The organism is Streptomyces sp. NPDC107550 (genome assembly GCF_055639095.1).
Map to the genome: position 1 here is coordinate 78937 of NZ_JBVKBC010000015.1, position 15159 is coordinate 94095.

Sequence of the window (15159 nt, forward strand, 5' to 3'; positions counted from 1 at the left end):
CGTGCGGGTGCGTCGTGGTTGCCCGCGCAGTTCCCCGCGCCCCTGACGGGGCACTGCCGTGCGTGGTTGTCTGCGGGTGGGTGGGGCTTCTCGCGCAGTTCCCCGCGCCCCTGGAGGGGCGACTGCGTCGCCACCTCCTCCCCGGGGGAGCTGGGGCGAAGCCCCGCTCCCTCAGGGGCGCGGGGAACTGCGCGACCAGCCACGACGGGCCGACAGACGAAGAACCCGCCGGCCACGGCACCCCGGGTCGACCCCGACCAGCGATGAACCCCGAGCCCCCCGCCAGGGGTCAGGCGCGGCGGCGGCGGGAGTAGGCCAGGAAGCCCCAGCCCGCCGCGGCCAGCACCACCGCCCCGACGGCGTACATCGTCACCTGCGCCCCGGTCTGCGCCAGCGGACCGCCACCCCCGCCCCCGGCAGGGCTCGCGGAGACGTCCGGCGTCGCCGCACCCCCCGTACCGGAAGGCCGCGGGCTCGCCCCCTTCGACGCGGAGGCGGAAGGCGTCGCGGCCGGCGCCGACTCCCCGCTGGAAGGCGTCCCCGTGGCCGTCGCCGGCGTACTGGCCGCGGGCGTACCCGGCTGCTCCGGCTTGCCGGGCTTCACGGGCTGGTCCGGAGTCGGCTTGCAGGTGAAGGAACCGGGGCCGGTCCAGGGGTAGTTGTGGGTCTCGTTCCCCGTGCCGTGCATCCGCACGTCATGGCCGACGTAGACGCGCCCGTTGGTGCTGGCGGTGAGGTCGGCGGAGGCGTTGGGCGCGAGGACGGAGCCCATGAAGTTGCCGCCGCCGGAGAGCGTGAGGTCGCTGGTCTTCTCGAAGTTGTAGAGGACGCGGGAGGCGGCTTCGCCGAAGACGGGCGAGTCGTAGGTGTCGGCGCGCTTGCCGTTGTAGCCGACGCTCATCGGGGCGATGGAGACCTTCTGCCCGCCGGTGACGTTGACGACGACGGACGCCTTGCCGGGGATGGCGCGGAAGTCGAACGTGGAGGCGCCGTCGAGCTGCTTGGCATCGATGTCGAAGACCTGGAGCGCGGCGTCACCCTTGCCGGTGAAGGTGACGGTGTCGCCGGAGCGTTCGGCGGTCCCCGTGGCCTTGCGGGCGCCGAGGGAGGCGGAGGCGTCGGTGAGGGTCGAGCCGAAGTCCTCGTACGGGGTGAGCGCGGCCCGCACACCGGCGCCGGAGGAGCGGGAGCCGCCGTTGGTCTCCAGGGTGCCCTTCTCGTCGATCTTCCCGCCGGCGCGCACGGCACCGCCGTAACCGGGCCCCTGCGTGAGTCCGTGGCCGACGTCGACGGTGGTGCCGTCAGCGATGGTCAGGTCGCCGCCGACCGTGAGCATGGGCGAGCCGGAGGTCGGCAGGATGCCCGAACCGGCGCCGACGCGGCCGACGTTGAAGATGCCGCCGCCGTTCTTGGCGAACGTCGCGTCGCCCTTCACGACGAGGAGTCCTTCGGCCTCGGCGGAGCCGCCGTCGACGGTGTAGTCGCCACCGGCGTAGAGGGCGACGTTGTTGTCGGTGAAGCGGGGGTCGTGGCCGATGCCCGGGGCCTCGCCATCGGCGGGGCAGGAGGCGGAGGGACCGGTGGCGGGCGCGGCGTGGGCCACGCCGGTGCCGCAGACGCCGAGGGCGAGGCCGAGGGAGACGGCGCCGATGGCCCGGTAGGGGGTGCTGCTGCGGAAGGCTCTCTGCTTCATTTCTTCTTTTCCTAGGTGCGGCTGGGAGTGACGGGGTGCGGGTGTGGGCGCGGCTGGTCAGTGCCGCACCCGGGAAAACGCCCGGACGGAATACGGCGAACCTGAATTCGGCGAACCGGAGATCGGCGGGCCGGACGGAAAGAAATCGGAGCGCGACTTTTCAGGCAGGCCGGAATAGCCCGCCACGTAAGGCGCGTTCGGAGTCAAGCGTTCAGCGTGCGAAACGCGGATTACAAGGAAAGGGACTTCGGGCCCCGGCCCACAACCGTGAAGGGCGCGGGCCCGGCCGTCAGCTCGTTTCCGCGAGGAGTACCGCTCGGGTCAGCGGCCCGTACGCGCCGTCCTCCTGGGGAATGTTGCGGGCGACCTGGAAGCGGCGTACGGCGGTTTCGAGCGAGGCGTCGAAGTAGCCGTCGGCGGAGCCGAGATACAGGCCGAGGTCCTGCATCCGCCGCTGGAGGTCGGCGACCCCGGGCCCCCGGTCGCCGGCCCGGAGGGTGCCCTGCGGCCCGTGCGGGTGGTCGTCGCGCCCGGGGCGGCGGTGGGAGGGCCGGCCGTCGGGGTGCAGCCGCGATCCCTCGGTGGGCGGCGCGGAGGCGGTGGCGGACGCGGCGGCCGTGGCGGACGCGGAGGCGGTCGCCGGGGCGGACGTGCTCGCCGGGGCCCGGGTGGAGGCGGTCGCCGTGCCGGACGGTGTGGGGTCCGCCGGCGCGGAGGGCGAGGCGTCGGCACCGGGCTCGGCGCTGGGTCCTGCGGGCAGGAGAGGTGGCGTACGGGGCTGGGCCACGGCCTGCTGCTGCGGCGGGGCGCCGGTCACCAGGAAGATGGTGAGCGCGGCGCCGACACCGGCCAGGAGCGTGAGGCCGAGGACGAACCGGGTGGGGCGGGCGGCCTGGTCACGGCGCCTGCCGGCGGCCCGCTCGACGGGGCCGGGGGCCGGGTCAGGCAGGGGCGCGGGCGCCGCGTGCGGGTCCTTCGCCCGGCGGGCGCGGGCGTGCGGGCGGGGGCGGCGCCTGCCGTGTCCGGCGTGCCGGGCGGCGCCGGGCCGCTCGGGGGCGGGGCCGCCCGGGACGGCGGGCAGACGCACGGTGGAGTCGAAGAGGTCCAGATCCTGTTCCCGCGGCCCCCGTTGGTCGACGGGTTCCGCCGTCACCTTTCCGAACACGCCGCCGGGTATACGGGCAGGGCAGGCCGGAGCGTGACCCGGAAGGGTCTCATGGGTGAATCCGCAATCGCAGCAGGGCTGGGATCCCACTCTTATCTAACTCCTCAGAAGACTGCACGGCCGGCCCGCCCGACGCCGCTTTCCCGGGCGACGTGTGGGGGCGAGCCGCAAACCACGCGCTCTGGTCAGGAACGCGGGTTTCCGGAAAGTGAGGGGGGAATCAAGATGGGTGGATCTTGGCCGAGGCGAAAACCGGGAGTCAACTGCCACAACAGGCGCGAAAGCGGACACATGATGATCTCGCGCCTTAAGGGGACTTTAACTGTGACCCGGATCACAAAAAGAAGCGCACAAGGAGCGTGCCGGGCACCCCGAAGGGCACCCGGCACACCGAGGGCACCGTGCACGGAGGGACAGCTCAGCCCGCGAGCCCCAGCAGGTGTTCCAGGGCCAGTTGGTCGAGCCGCTCGAAGGACATGGAGCGTTCGGCGGCGGCGGTGACGTCGAACTCCTCATACGCGCCCCGGTCGGCGAGCAGCCCGTCGAGGCCGTCGTCGGCGGTCGGGCGGGCCAGCTCGTCGAGCCGGGAGGCGGTCAGCGCCTCCTGGACGGCCGGGTCGGCGCGGAAGTCGGCCGAACGCTCCTTCAGGATCAGGTAGTTGCGCATGCAGTTCTTCGCCGACTCCCACACCCCGTCGAAGCCGTCCGTGCGCACCGGCTTGAAGTCGAAGTGGCGCGGGCCCCCGTATCCGGCGCTCTCCAGCAGGTCCACGAGCCAGAACGCCTGGCGCAGATCGCCCGCGCCGAAGCGGAAGTCCTGGTCGTACTTGATGCCGGACTGGCCGTTGAGGTCGATGTGGTAGAGCTTGCCCGCCCACAGCGCCTGCGCGATGCCGTGCGGGAAGTTGAGGCCGGCCATCTGCTCGTGGCCGACCTCGGGGTTGACCCCGTACAGCTCGGGGCGCTCCAGGCGCTCGATGAAGGCGAGGGCGTGGCCGACGGTGGGCAGGAGGATGTCGCCGCGCGGCTCGTTGGGCTTGGGCTCGATGGCGAAGCGCATGTCGTAGCCCTGCCGCGTGACGTACTCGCCGAGCAGGTCGAACGCTTCCTTCATCCGGTCGAGCGCGGCGCGTACGTCCTTGGCGCCGCCGGACTCGGCGCCCTCGCGCCCGCCCCAGGCGACGTAGGTGGTGGCGCCGAGTTCGGCGGCGAGGTCGATGTTGCGGATGACCTTGCGCAGCGCGAAGCGGCGTACGTCGCGGTCGTTGGAGGTGAAGCCGCCGTCCTTGAAGACGGGGTGGGTGAAGAGGTTCGTGGTGGCCATCGGGACCTTGAGGCCGGCGGCGTCGAGCGCGGCGCGGAACCGCTTGACGAGGGCGTCGCGTTCGGCGTCGGACGAGCCGAACGGGATGAGGTCGTCGTCGTGGAAGGTCACGCCGTGCGCGCCCAGCTCCGCGAGCCGGTGCACCGACTCGACGGGGTCGAGGGCGGGCCGGGTGGCGGTGCCGAACGGGTCGACGCCCTGCCAGCCGACCGTCCACAGACCGAACGTGAACCTGTCCTCGGGGGTGGGGGTGAAGCGGTCCGTCATGGTCGCCCCTTCGTCGCAGCGAATTTGTTTTCTGGCATTACTAATACGTCAAGACTGCCTCTCCGCGCCAGAGCTCCTGCCGTCCCGGCGCGCGACGATCCGCACGAGTCGACACCCTCCAGACCCTGCCGCCAGCGCCCCACCCCCCGACTGTGCCGCGATCCCGGCCGCCACGACACCCCCCGACGACGCGATTTGTTGTGTGTACGATCAAAATCGGCATCCCCGTGTACGGGCCGCAAGCCCGTCGAACTCCCGGAGGTACGCGATGGCGCGCAGCCCCGAGCAGGGCACCGGCCCCGGCCAGGGCCCGGCACGCACACCCGTGGTGATCGGCGTGGACAGCTCCACGCAGTCCACGAAGGCAGCCGTCGTCGACGCGGCGAGCGGCGCCCTGCTCGGTCTCGGGCGCGCCCCGCACACCGTCACCGGCACGGGCGGCGCCCGCGAGTCCGACCCCGAGCAGTGGTGGCGGGCGCTCGCTGCGGCCGTCGCGGACGGACTGCGCGCGGCGGGCGCCCGGGGCGGTGACGTCGCCGGGATCGCGGTCGCCGGACAGCAGCACGGCCTGGTCGTCCTGGACGCGGCGGGCCGCCCGCTGCGCGACGCCCTGCTGTGGAACGACACGCGGTCCGCGCCGCAGGCCCGCGCGCTGGGCGAGGCGCTCGGCGCGGACGGCTGGCTGGCCCGGGCGGGATCCCTGCCGGTGGCGTCGATGACGGCGGCGAAGTGGCGGTGGCTGTGCGAGAACGAGCCACGCGCCGCCGAGGCCGCCGCCAGGATCAGACTCCCCCACGACTTCCTCACCGAGCGGCTGTGCGGCGCCGCCGTCACCGACCCCGGCGACGCGTCGGGCACCCTGTGGTACTCGACGGCGGACGGCGCCTACGATCCCGTACTGCTCGAACTCACGGGTGTGGACGCCGACTTGCTGCCCGCGGTCGCGTCCGGCGGCGGGGCCCGCGCGGGGCTGCTCACGCCGGCCGCGGCGGACGCGCTCGGGCTGCCCGCGGGCGTGCCGGTGGCCGCGGGCACCGGGGACAACATGGCGGCGGCGGTGGGGCTCGGACTCGGCGGCGCCGGGCTGCTCGATCATCCGGTGGTCAGCCTCGGCACCTCGGGCACGGTGTTCGCGGCGACCCGGACGCGGCCCGCGGTGGCGGAACTGGCCGGGTTCGCGGCGGCCGACGGTACGTACCTGCCGCTCGGCTGCACCCTCAACTGCACGCTCGCCGTGGACAAGGTCGCCGTGCTGCTCGGCCTGGACAGGGAGCGGTGCGCGCCCGGTGGCGAGGTGGTGGTGCTGCCCTACCTGGACGGCGAGCGGACGCCCGATCTTCCGTCCGCCACGGGCCTGTTGACGGGCCTGCGGCACGCGACGAGCCCCGAGCAGATCCTCGGGGCGGCCTACGAGGGTGCCGCGTTCACGGTGCTGCGCGCGCTGGACGGGCTCCTGGCCGCATGCGGCGCCGACCCGGCCCAGCCGGTGCCGCTGCGCCTGGTGGGCGGTGGCGCGCAGGGCCGGGCGTGGGTGGAGACGGTACGGCGGCTCTCCGGGCGGCCGGTCGTGCTCCCGGCGACGCGGGAGCTGGTGGCGCTGGGCGCCGCCGCGCTCGCCGCGTCGGCCGCGACCGGCGAGGACCCGGTGGCGCTCGCCACCGCGTGGGGCGCCGGGACGGGCCGCGAACTGCCGCCGTTGGAACGGGATCTGACGACCTGGCAGCGGATCGAGTCGACGCTCACGGCCGCCGCCCCCGCGCTCTTCGCCGCCGACTCCCGCACCTGACGGGCGACTTGGCTCCGCTTCGGCGTGAAGTGCCGTGCGGTCAGCCCGTGATGCTCCACGACATGGTGCCGTCGACGGCGATCAGCGCGGCCAGCACGACGAGGTCGGCGATGCCGAGGCCGAGGCCGAGCAGGGCGCGGCCGCGGCGCGCGGTGCCGCGCCACAGGGCGAGCCCGGCGAGCACGATGGCGATCGGGCCGAGGAAGACGTTCAGGACGAGCAGGCCGACGAGGCCGAGGACGAACGAGGCGACGGCCATGCCGTCGGTGTCGCGGCGCCCGCGCGGCGCCGGCTCCCGGTCCGGGGCGGCCGCCCGCTCCGGAGCCTGGGCCTCGGCGGCGAGCCGGTGCGCGGACGGGGTGCCGGCAGGGGCGACGGCCGTCCGGTCGGTGTCGGGTTCTGCGGTGAGTCGCATGATGAATACCCCCTGGTTGGCTGGTGGTTCAGCTCGGCGCCGACGGTTCAGCGCGGTACTGACTGCTCAGCTCAGTGCTGGTGGCGGCGGGCGTGACGCTCACGCACCGCGAAGACGGCCAGCCAGACGCCGATGACGGCGGCGGCGACCAGCGTGAAGGACACCGGCGCGTGCGCCACGGTGCCGAGTGCGAAGCCCAGAAGCAGGAGGGCCGCGACGAGGAACAGCATGGGGAACCTCTCAGGTTGGGTTACAACTGTTCACTGACTTCTCAGTCTAGCGCGGTGCGGGACTTTCCGATTCCAGAGAACAGTTGTTAACTGGATGACATGAGTCACACCACCCTCGGCACCCGGCAGGCCCAGAAGTTGAAGACCCGGCGGGCCCTGCTCGACGCGGCCCTCGAACTGCTGGCGGAGCAGAGCCTCGGCGGGCTCGGGCTGCGGGAGGTGACGCGCGCGGCGGGGGTGACGCCGACCGCGTTCTACCGCCACTTCGACTCGGTCGCCGACCTCGGCGTGGCGCTCGTCGAGGAGGCGCTCGACAGCCTGCACGCGGTGGTCTCGGCCGTCCTCACGGGCACCTGGGACAGCGACGAACGCATCGCGCGCACCGTCGAGTTGATCGCCGCGTACGTGCGGGAGCGGCCCGCGCACGTCCGGTTCATCGCGCGTGAACGGCACGGCGGGGTGCGGGCGGTCAGGGACGAGATCGGCGCGCAGCTCGACCGGTTCGCGCGGGAGGTCGCGCGGGCGCTGGAGCGGGACCCCGAGTCGGCGGGCTGGAGCGCCGAGGATCTGCTGATGCTGGCGGGGTTGTACGTGGACCACATGGTGAGCACGGCGTCGGTGCTGCTGACCACGCCCGCCGAGGAGTTCGGGCCCGCCGCGCGCCGGGCGGAACGCCAGCTCCGGCTCGTCCACGTCGGGCGTCGGCACTGGCTCGATACGTAAGGAGCAACTAGCCTTACGGTCATGACATACGGTACGGACATGCCCTCGGCCCCCACCGACGCCGGCGCCGGGGAGTGGGTGCTCGACCGCGTCACGACGACCGCCTCCGGCGAGGTGCGCTGGGCCGCGCTCGGGCCGGTGGACGCGCCGCCCGTCGTCCTCGTCCACGGCACGCCGTTCTCCTCGTACGTCTGGCGCGGGGTCGCGCGGGCGCTCGCGGCGGAGCGCCGGGTGTACGTGTGGGACCTGCCGGGGTACGGGCGCTCCGCGATGTTCGAGGGGCAGGACGTCACGCTCGACGCGCAGGCCCGCGTCATGACGGAACTCCTCACCCACTGGGGGCTGTCAGAGGGGCCCGGGCCGGCCGTCGTCGCGCACGGCTTCGGGGGGTGCGTCGCGCTGCGCGCCCATCTCGTGCACGGCGCGGCCTACGAGCGGCTCGCCCTCGTCGATCCCGTCGCGCTCTCGCCCTGGGGGTCGCCCACGTATCGGCTGTTCGCCCGGCACGGGGACGTGTTCCGGCAGTTGCCGGGGGCGCTGCATGAGGCGCTCGTACGGGAGTACGTCGGTTCCGCCAGCCATCGGGGGTTGCGTCCGGGGACGCTGGCGCGGTTGGTGGAGCCGTGGCTCGGGGAGCGGGGGCAGGCGGCGTTCTATCGGCAGATCGAGCAGAACGATCAGCGGTTCACGGATGACATCCAGGGGCGGTACGGGGAGTTGGGGGTGCCGGTGGGGGTGTGGTGGGGTGCGGAGGATACGTGGGTGCCGTTGGCGCGGGGGCGGGAGTTGGTGGGGCGGATGCCGGGGGCGGGGCTTTCGGTCATCGCCGGGGCGGGGCATCTCGTCCAGGAGGACGCGCCGGCGGAACTGGCGTCCGCCCTGACCGCCTTCCTCTCGACCCCGGGCCCTTCTCATCGCGGCTGACCACGCACTTCCCCGCGCCTCTGGGTGAGCGGGTGGGTGGCTCCGGCCGGTGGGAATCCTCGACTCGCGTCATGGCTGGTCGCGCAGTTCCCCGCGCCCCTGGGTGGGTGGGTGGCTCCGGCCGGTGGGTTTCCTCGACTTTCGTCGTGGCTGAGCGCGCAGTTCCCCGCGCCCCTGGAGGGGCGACTGCGTCGCACCCTCCCGCTGGGGAGCTGGGGCGGAGCCCCGCTTCCCTCTGGGGGAAGCTGCACGAAGTGCATGCTTCAGGGGCGCGGGGAACTGCGCGAGAAGCCCCACCGGCCGGAGGACGACCACGCACGGTCGTGCCCCGAAGGGGCGCGGGGAACTGCGCGACCAGCCACCACCCACCCGCAGGTGACCACGCACCAGGTCCGCCCCGTCAGGGGCGCGGGGAACTGCGCGATCAGCCACCCACCGGGCCACAGGTGAACCACGCACAGGACCGCCCCGACAGGGACGCGGGGGGGCTGGCCTCAGCCCGGGGGACGTCAGGGGCGGGACTCAGTCGGGACGCGGGGGCGGGCCAGTTGGCGGGACTGGGCTACCAGGCGGTCCGCGGAGTCCCACACCTCCGCGTCCTCCTCAAGGAACCCACCCGCGAGATTCCGCGTCCGCACAGCGACCCGCAAAGCCCCCGGCGCAGGCCGGCACCGCACATGAACAGTCAGTTCGACCGTAGGCACCCACCCCATGAGCCCCATCTCGAACGCCGTGGGCGGCAACGCGTCCACCGCCAGCAAGAGCGCCAGCGCATCCGGTTCCCGCCCGTCCGCGAGCCCGAACCACGCCCGCATCTCCCCCTTGCCGGACGGCGCGCCCAGCGCCCACCCGAGCGTCGCGGGGTCGAGCTTCAGCGCCAGCCGTTCGGTGATCGCCGAGGACCCGGGCACGGCCGGCGCCCCCTCGGGCGCGTCCCCCGCACCGAAGCACTGCTCGATCGGCGGGAACGCCGGCGGCTTCGCGCTGGTGCGTACGTCGTCGGGGAGCGCGTCGAGGTCGCCGTAGGAGGCGAGGACCCGGATGCGTTCGATCTCCGAGCCGTCCTCCCCGTACTGGAACAGGGACGCCTGCCCGGTGGAGAGCGTGCGCCCGGCGCGGACGAGGTCGGTGCGGACGACGGCCGGTCCTGGCGTGGACGCCGTCAGATAGTGCGCGGTGATCGTGAACGGGTCCGGGTGCGGCAGCGCGTCCCCGAGGGCGCGGCCGAGCACGGCGAGGAGGTAGCCGCCGTTGACGGCGTTGATGATGGTCCAGCCCGGGGAGAGGTCGATGTCGTAGACCCCGGGCTCGTCCGCGCGCGCGGTGACGGCGGTGTCCCGGTCGAACTCGCTGTCGCCGATGCGCGCCGCACGGTCCTGCGTCGAAACTGCGTCTGCCATACCGGAAACGTACAACACGAGACTACTAAGCGGTAGCTTTCCAGCGGACCGGCCGCCTGCGGACGCCTCACACCGCCGCCCACGGCCCCAGCTTCTCCGGGTTGCGGACCGCCCAGATACGGGTGACGCGCCCGCCGGCGTACGCGAGGGCCGCCACGGTCACGGCCCGCCCCTCGCGCACGCCGACGAGCCCGGGCCGCCCGTTGACCTCCCGCTCGAGCAGGGTCGTGCCCGGCGCCTTCTCGGCCATGCCCACCAGCAGCCGGGCGATATGCTCCCCGCCCACGACCGGCCGGGGCGCCGCGCCGACGAGCCCGCCGCCGTCCGCGACCAGCACCGCGTCCGGGTCGAGCAGCCCGACCAGCGACCGGATGTCCCGCGCCTCCCAGGCCCGCTTGAACTCCCGTACCCGCGCCGCCTCCTGTGCCCCCGGCGGCTGCGGCGCCCCCGCGGCGCGCACCCGGCGCCGGGCGGACGAGGCAAGCTGACGGCACGCGGCGGGCGAGCGGCCGACCGCCTCGGCGATCTCGGCGAAGGGGTAGCCGAAGACGTCGTGCAGGATGAACGCGACGCGCTCGGCCGGGGTCATCGCCTCCAGGACGACGAGGAACGCCATGCTCACGGTCTCATCCTGGGTGACCAGTTCGGCGGGGTCGGCCCCCGCGCCCGCAGGCCCGGGCGCGGGCACCGGGCGCGGCAGCGGCTCGGGCAGCCAGGCCCCCACGTACCGCTCGCGCCGCACCCGCGCAGAGGTGAGCACGTCGAGGCAGATACGGCCGGCGACGGTCGTCAGCCAGGCGCCGGGGTTGCGGACGGCGGCGCGGCGCGCGGGCTCCAGCGCGTACCAGCGGGCGTAGGTCTCCTGGACGGCGTCCTCCGCCTCGGCGAGCGAGCCGAGCAGCCGGTACGCCACGTCCATCAGGCGCCGCCGCTCCCCCGCGACCAGCGCGTCCGATCCCGTATCCGCCCTGTCCCCCGCCACAGCCCCCGCCCTCCCCCGGCGCCCGCCGCGCACGCCGCCTCACATTTCGCGGGGCTGTGTCGTCGACAGGTCGAGCGAGCCTATCGATCACGCCGCCAGGCAGAACAGGGGTCTTCACCATGACCGTCACCACCACGCCCACCGCCACCGCGCCCACCGCCGCCACGCCGCGCACCACGCTGTTCCTGCGCGTCGCGCTCGCCCTCCAGGCGGTGACGGTCTTCGCGCAGGCCGTCACCGCCGGGCTGCTGCTGTCGGGAGCGGGCGGCGAGACGCTGCACGGGATCGGCGCGCGCGTGATGTACGCCGCGTCGATGCTGTACGTCGTCGCGGCCGTGCTCGCCTGGCGGCCGGGCGGGGGCCCGGCGCGGCCGATCGCGTACGCGGCCGGGTTCCTGGCCCTCGCCTCGGCGCAGGTCGTCCTCGGCATCGCGCACGTCCCGGCGGCGCACGTCCCGCTGGGCGTGCTCATGTTCGGGCTGAGCGTGCTGCTGCTCGCGCGGTCGCTGCCGGCGGGCCGCCGGGCCTGAATGGACCGCACCCACAGCTCTACGGATCTACGGGGTCTACGGGGTCTACGGGGTCTCGTCGGTGACCTCGACGGCGGCCGAGCGGCGGTTCCAGGCGCGCGGGGCCCGCCAGTGGTAGCGCATGGCGAGCAGCCGCAGCACGAACGCGGTCAGGACCGCGATACCGCTGGTGAACGCGTCGAGCGTGTCGAGGCGGATGCACACGACGACGATGACCGCGCCGACCATGGCGGGCACCGCGTACAGGTCGCGGTCCCAGCGGACCAGGGAGGGCACCTCGTTGGCGATGATGTCGCGGGCGACGCCGCCGCCGACCGCCGTGGCGACGCCGAGCGCGGCGGACGCGGTGAGGCCGAGCCCGTGGGCGTACGCCTTGGTCGTGCCGGTGACGCAGAACAGGCCGAGGCCGGCCGCGTCGAAGACGTTGACGGCGGTCTGGGTGCGTTCGACCTCCGGGTGCAGGAAGAACACCAGGGCCGCCGCGAACAGCGGGGTCACGAAGTAGCCGAGATCGGTGAAGGCGGCCGGGGGGACCGCGCCGATGACGACGTCACGGAACAGCCCTCCGCCCAGCGCGGTGGCCTCGGCCAGCGCGGCGATGCCGAAGACGTCCCAGTTCTTGCGCACGGCCATGAGGGCACCGGAGATGGCGAAGACGAAGATGCCGACGAGGTCGAGCGAATGCTGGACGGAGGGCGTGAACAGTTCCTGGATCACCCGACGATTGTTACAGGGCGGGTTTGCCCGCCTTGTGCAGCCAGGTCGTGAAGAGGTCGTCGAGGTCCTGTCCCGAGACCTTCTCGGCGAGGCGCTGGAAGTCGGCGGTGTCGGCGTTGCCGTACCGGTGGAGCCTGGTCCACGCCGGGAGCAGGCGGAAGAAGGCGCGTTCGCCGATGCGCTCGCGCAGGCTCTGGAGCGTCATCGCGCCGCGCTGGTAGACGGCCGACGCGAACATGGTGTCGCGCTGCGGGTCCGCAACGACGATGTCCCAGAACGGGGAGGTGGCCGGGCGGGAGTCGTAGGCGGCGCGGAACGAGTCGTGCGCCGAGCGGACGCCCTTGTGCTCCGCCCACAGCCACTGGGCGTAGGTGGCGAAGCCCTCGTTCAGCCAGACGTCCTTCCACTGGTCGACGGAGACGGCGTCGCCGAACCACTGGTGGGCCAGTTCGTGCACGATGGTCGACTCGGAGCGGACGGCGGAGTAGATCGGCTTGGACTGGGTCTCCAGCGAGAACCCGGCCTCGGGCATGTCGTCGACGATCGCGCCGGTCTCCTCGAAGGGGTACGGGCCGAACACACCGGACCAGTAGTCGGTGGCCTCGGCGGTCACCGCGTACACGTCGACGCTGTTGCTGTTCGCCAGTACGGGGTCGATGGCGACGTAGACGGGCGTGCCGGCGGGGGTGCGGCCGGTCTTCACGTCGAACTTGCCGATGGTGGCGGTCGCCAGATAGCTCGCCATGGGCTTCGACTCGCGCCAGTGGTGGACGGTCGTGGCGCCGTCCTTGGAACGGGACGTGCCGACGAGCCGGCCGTTGGAGACACCGGTGAGGCCCGTGGGGGCCTTGATGCGTATGTCGTACGTGGCCTTGTCGGAGGGGTGGTCGCTGGAGGGGAACCAGGTGGACGCGGCGTTCGGCTCGCAGGCCACGAACACGCCGTCGTCGGTCTTCATCCAGCCGTAGCTGGAGCCGAACACGATGGGCCCGCTGAGCGGCTGGGGCACGCCGCCGTAGGTGACGGTGGCGGTGAACTCGCGGTTCTTGCGCAGGGGCGAGCGCGGGGTGATGACGATCTCGTCGCCGTCGCGGGTGAACGCGGCGGGTCTGCCGTCCACGTCGACGCGGGTGACGGTGAGCTGCTGGAGGTCCAGGTCGAAGGAGGACAGGTCCTTCGTGGCGCGGGCGGTGACGGTCGTACGTCCGTCGAGGCGGGCGGTGGCGGGGTCGTACGCGACGTCGAGGTCGTAGTGGCGTACGTCGAAGCCGCCGTTGCCGAGGGTCGGGAAGTACGGGTCGCCGATGCCGGCGGTGCCGGGGGTGGGGGCGGGGGCGGCGGCGATCAGGGTGAAGGAGGTGGCTGCCAGGGTGAGGGCGGCCAGTCTTGCCGTACGGGAGAGAGCCATCGGGGTCCCTTCGTGCGGTTCCGCTGATTCGGACACGGAGACTCTGCCGTCTGGCTCCCGCCGTGTACATGCCTCCCCCACACCCAATCCCGGCCAGATTGCCCAACCGGCGCCGAGGCCAGCCCCCGCTCCTCAATCGCCGGAGGGGCTGGGAGTTGAGGACGAGGCCAGCCCGCCAGGGCCGGAGGCTGGGAGCGGGCGCTGAGGCCAGCCCCCTCAGGGGCGCGGGGAACTGCGCGAGAAGCCCCACCGGGCTGAACTGAACGCACAACATCAACGCACCCGGCGCTGGGTGCCGCCTTGCCCACCCGTGCCGCCCCAGGCGGCAGACTGCCCAAGGCGGGGGCGGCTCCCCCAGGGCACCGGTGCTGATCGCCCCGCCAGGGGCGCGGGGAACTGCGCGGCCAGCCACGACGCACCCCGCGCCCCGGGACCCCGCCCCAGCCGAATGCGGGGCGTTAGTTTTCCGGAGCCGGCGTGGGGGCCGGGACTGTTACGACGTCTATCGCTTCCTTCGCCGCCGCCAACAACTTCGTATCCCCCGGCTCCTGATCCACCGCATTCTCGGGATGATGACAAGCCACCTGATGCCCAGCGCCAAGCTGAATCAGCGGAGGCTCCTTCGTCGCGCAGACCTCCGTCGCCTTCCAGCACCGCGTATGGAACCGGCACCCGGCAGGCGGATCGATCGGCGAGGGAACGTCCCCGCGCAGCAGGATCCGCTCGCTCTTGGCCCCCCGCCGCTTCGGGTCCGGCACCGGCACGGCCGACAGCAGCGCCTTGGTGTAGGGGTGCATGGGCGTGGCGTACAGGTCGTCCCGGTCGGCGAGTTCGACGATCTTGCCGAGGTACATCACGGCGATCCGGTCGGAGACGTGCCGGATGACCGACAGGTCGTGCGCGATGATCACGTACGTGAGGCCGAGTTCGGCCTGGAGGTCGTCGAGGAGGTTGACGACCTGCGCCTGGATGGAGACGTCGAGCGCGGAGACGGGCTCGTCGGCGACGACCAGCTTGGGCCGCAGGGCGAGCGCGCGGGCGATGCCGATGCGCTGGCGCTGGCCGCCGGAGAACTCGTGCGGGTAGCGGTTGTAGTGCTCGGGGTTGAGCCCGACCCGCTCCAGGAGTTCCTGCACGGTCTTCTTGACGCCGCCCTCGGGCTTGACGCCCTGGAGCCGGAACGGCGCGCCGACGATCGTGCCGATGTTGTGGCGCGGGTTCAGCGACGAGTACGGGTCCTGGAAGATCATCTGGACGTCGCGCCGGTAGGGCCGCATGGCGCCGGTGCCCAGGTGGGTGATGTCCTTGCCCTCGAACTCGACGCGCCCGCCGGTCGGTTCGAGCAGCCGCGTGATGAGCCGGCCCATCGTGGACTTGCCGCAGCCGGACTCGCCGACGACGCCGAGGGTCTCACCGGAGCGGACGTCGAAGGTGAGCCCGTCGACGGCCTGCACGGCGGCGACCTGCCGCTTGAGCAGGCCCTTCTTGATGGGGAAGTGCTTGACGAGGCCGTCCACCTTGAGCAGCGGCTCGCCCTTGGCGGGCTCCGGCGAGGTCGCCGGGGTGTCCTTCGCCTGCTGAGGGATCGTCATCTC

General features: G+C 73.1%; 14 protein-coding genes. 4 read left to right on the forward strand and 10 right to left on the reverse strand.

Annotation, left to right across the window (positions count from 1 at the left end; translation table 11 throughout):
- Nucleotides 1–289: 289 nt before the first annotated feature.
- From ACZ7LY_RS20805 to xylA, 3 genes are all read right to left on the reverse strand, one after another.
- Nucleotides 290–1693 (reverse strand): choice-of-anchor A family protein, encoded by a 1404-nt coding sequence (locus ACZ7LY_RS20805; RefSeq protein WP_471626117.1) that lies wholly within the window; start codon nt 1691–1693, stop codon nt 290–292.
- Nucleotides 1694–1982: 289 nt separating this feature from the next.
- Nucleotides 1983–2858 carry a peptidoglycan-binding domain-containing protein gene (locus ACZ7LY_RS20810; RefSeq protein ID WP_471626118.1) on the reverse strand — a complete coding sequence of 292 codons (876 nt, stop codon included), beginning with the start codon at nt 2856–2858 and terminating at the stop codon, nt 1983–1985.
- Between the two features lie 418 nt (nt 2859–3276).
- Nucleotides 3277–4449 carry a xylose isomerase gene (gene xylA, locus ACZ7LY_RS20815; protein WP_471626119.1) on the reverse strand — a complete coding sequence of 391 codons (1173 nt, stop codon included), beginning with the start codon at nt 4447–4449 and terminating at the stop codon, nt 3277–3279.
- A 268-nt stretch (nt 4450–4717) separates the two neighbouring features.
- Between xylA and xylB the strand changes: the two genes are divergently transcribed.
- Entirely contained in the window at nt 4718–6235 is a 1518-nt protein-coding gene (xylB, locus tag ACZ7LY_RS20820; RefSeq protein ID WP_471626120.1) for a xylulokinase, read from the forward strand.
- Nucleotides 6236–6275: 40 nt separating this feature from the next.
- Here the strand turns inward: xylB and ACZ7LY_RS20825 are convergent, their stop codons facing one another.
- Together ACZ7LY_RS20825 and ACZ7LY_RS20830 are read right to left on the reverse strand one after the other, a co-directional pair.
- Nucleotides 6276–6650, reverse strand: a complete 375-nt coding sequence (locus ACZ7LY_RS20825) for a hypothetical protein (RefSeq protein ID WP_471626121.1) — start codon at nt 6648–6650, stop codon at nt 6276–6278.
- Between the two features lie 71 nt (nt 6651–6721).
- The gene (locus ACZ7LY_RS20830; protein WP_471626122.1) at nt 6722–6880 is read right to left on the reverse strand and encodes a hypothetical protein; all 159 of its coding nucleotides are present in this window, start codon (nt 6878–6880) and stop codon (nt 6722–6724) included.
- A 99-nt stretch (nt 6881–6979) separates the two neighbouring features.
- Here ACZ7LY_RS20830 and ACZ7LY_RS20835 point away from each other — a divergent pair, with 99 nt between their 5' ends.
- On the forward strand, nt 6980–7603 hold the full coding sequence (locus ACZ7LY_RS20835; protein ID WP_471626123.1) for a TetR family transcriptional regulator: 624 nt from the start codon (nt 6980–6982) through the stop codon (nt 7601–7603).
- A 21-nt stretch (nt 7604–7624) separates the two neighbouring features.
- Entirely contained in the window at nt 7625–8527 is a 903-nt protein-coding gene (locus tag ACZ7LY_RS20840; RefSeq protein ID WP_471626124.1) for an alpha/beta fold hydrolase, read from the forward strand.
- Between the two features lie 509 nt (nt 8528–9036).
- On the opposite strand, the gene ACZ7LY_RS20845 is transcribed toward ACZ7LY_RS20840, so the two are convergent.
- Both ACZ7LY_RS20845 and sigJ read right to left on the reverse strand, forming a co-directional pair.
- Complete coding sequence (locus ACZ7LY_RS20845; RefSeq protein WP_471626125.1) at nt 9037–9927, reverse strand: thioesterase family protein; 891 nt, start codon at nt 9925–9927, stop codon at nt 9037–9039.
- A 67-nt stretch (nt 9928–9994) separates the two neighbouring features.
- Nucleotides 9995–10846 carry an RNA polymerase sigma factor SigJ gene (gene sigJ, locus ACZ7LY_RS20850; protein ID WP_471626191.1) on the reverse strand — a complete coding sequence of 284 codons (852 nt, stop codon included), beginning with the start codon at nt 10844–10846 and terminating at the stop codon, nt 9995–9997.
- Between the two features lie 182 nt (nt 10847–11028).
- Between sigJ and ACZ7LY_RS20855 the strand changes: the two genes are divergently transcribed.
- A complete protein-coding gene (locus tag ACZ7LY_RS20855) occupies nt 11029–11439 on the forward strand; it encodes a hypothetical protein (protein ID WP_471626126.1) in 411 nt (136 codons plus the stop codon).
- Nucleotides 11440–11484: 45 nt separating this feature from the next.
- On the opposite strand, the gene ACZ7LY_RS20860 is transcribed toward ACZ7LY_RS20855, so the two are convergent.
- The 3 genes from ACZ7LY_RS20860 to ACZ7LY_RS20870 all read right to left on the reverse strand — a co-directional run bounded on the left by ACZ7LY_RS20860 (nt 11485) and on the right by ACZ7LY_RS20870 (nt 15156).
- Nucleotides 11485–12156 carry a trimeric intracellular cation channel family protein gene (locus tag ACZ7LY_RS20860; protein WP_471626127.1) on the reverse strand — a complete coding sequence of 224 codons (672 nt, stop codon included), beginning with the start codon at nt 12154–12156 and terminating at the stop codon, nt 11485–11487.
- 10 nt (nt 12157–12166) lie between these two features.
- Nucleotides 12167–13564 carry a M1 family metallopeptidase gene (locus ACZ7LY_RS20865; protein ID WP_471626128.1) on the reverse strand — a complete coding sequence of 466 codons (1398 nt, stop codon included), beginning with the start codon at nt 13562–13564 and terminating at the stop codon, nt 12167–12169.
- A 458-nt stretch (nt 13565–14022) separates the two neighbouring features.
- Nucleotides 14023–15156 (reverse strand): ABC transporter ATP-binding protein, encoded by a 1134-nt coding sequence (locus ACZ7LY_RS20870; RefSeq protein WP_471626129.1) that lies wholly within the window; start codon nt 15154–15156, stop codon nt 14023–14025.
- Between the last annotated feature and the right edge of the window lie 3 nt (nt 15157–15159).

What these genes read in the sequence shown, in the direction of transcription:
- ACZ7LY_RS20805 (WP_471626117.1), bottom strand. Translation starts at nt 1,693, where the DNA reads ATGAAGCAGAGAGCCTTCCGCAGCAGCACCCCCTACCGGGCCATCGGC.
- xylA (WP_471626119.1), bottom strand. Translation starts at nt 4,449, where the DNA reads ATGACGGACCGCTTCACCCCCACCCCCGAGGACAGGTTCACGTTCGGT.
- xylB (WP_471626120.1), top strand. Translation starts at nt 4,718, where the DNA reads ATGGCGCGCAGCCCCGAGCAGGGCACCGGCCCCGGCCAGGGCCCGGCA.
- ACZ7LY_RS20825 (WP_471626121.1), bottom strand. Translation starts at nt 6,650, where the DNA reads ATGCGACTCACCGCAGAACCCGACACCGACCGGACGGCCGTCGCCCCT.
- ACZ7LY_RS20830 (WP_471626122.1), bottom strand. Translation starts at nt 6,880, where the DNA reads ATGCTGTTCCTCGTCGCGGCCCTCCTGCTTCTGGGCTTCGCACTCGGC.
- ACZ7LY_RS20835 (WP_471626123.1), top strand. Translation starts at nt 6,980, where the DNA reads ATGAGTCACACCACCCTCGGCACCCGGCAGGCCCAGAAGTTGAAGACC.
- ACZ7LY_RS20840 (WP_471626124.1), top strand. Translation starts at nt 7,625, where the DNA reads ATGACATACGGTACGGACATGCCCTCGGCCCCCACCGACGCCGGCGCC.
- ACZ7LY_RS20845 (WP_471626125.1), bottom strand. Translation starts at nt 9,927, where the DNA reads ATGGCAGACGCAGTTTCGACGCAGGACCGTGCGGCGCGCATCGGCGAC.
- sigJ (WP_471626191.1), bottom strand. Translation starts at nt 10,846, where the DNA reads ATGGACGTGGCGTACCGGCTGCTCGGCTCGCTCGCCGAGGCGGAGGAC.
- ACZ7LY_RS20855 (WP_471626126.1), top strand. Translation starts at nt 11,029, where the DNA reads ATGACCGTCACCACCACGCCCACCGCCACCGCGCCCACCGCCGCCACG.
- ACZ7LY_RS20865 (WP_471626128.1), bottom strand. Translation starts at nt 13,564, where the DNA reads ATGGCTCTCTCCCGTACGGCAAGACTGGCCGCCCTCACCCTGGCAGCC.
- ACZ7LY_RS20870 (WP_471626129.1), bottom strand. Translation starts at nt 15,156, where the DNA reads ATGACGATCCCTCAGCAGGCGAAGGACACCCCGGCGACCTCGCCGGAG.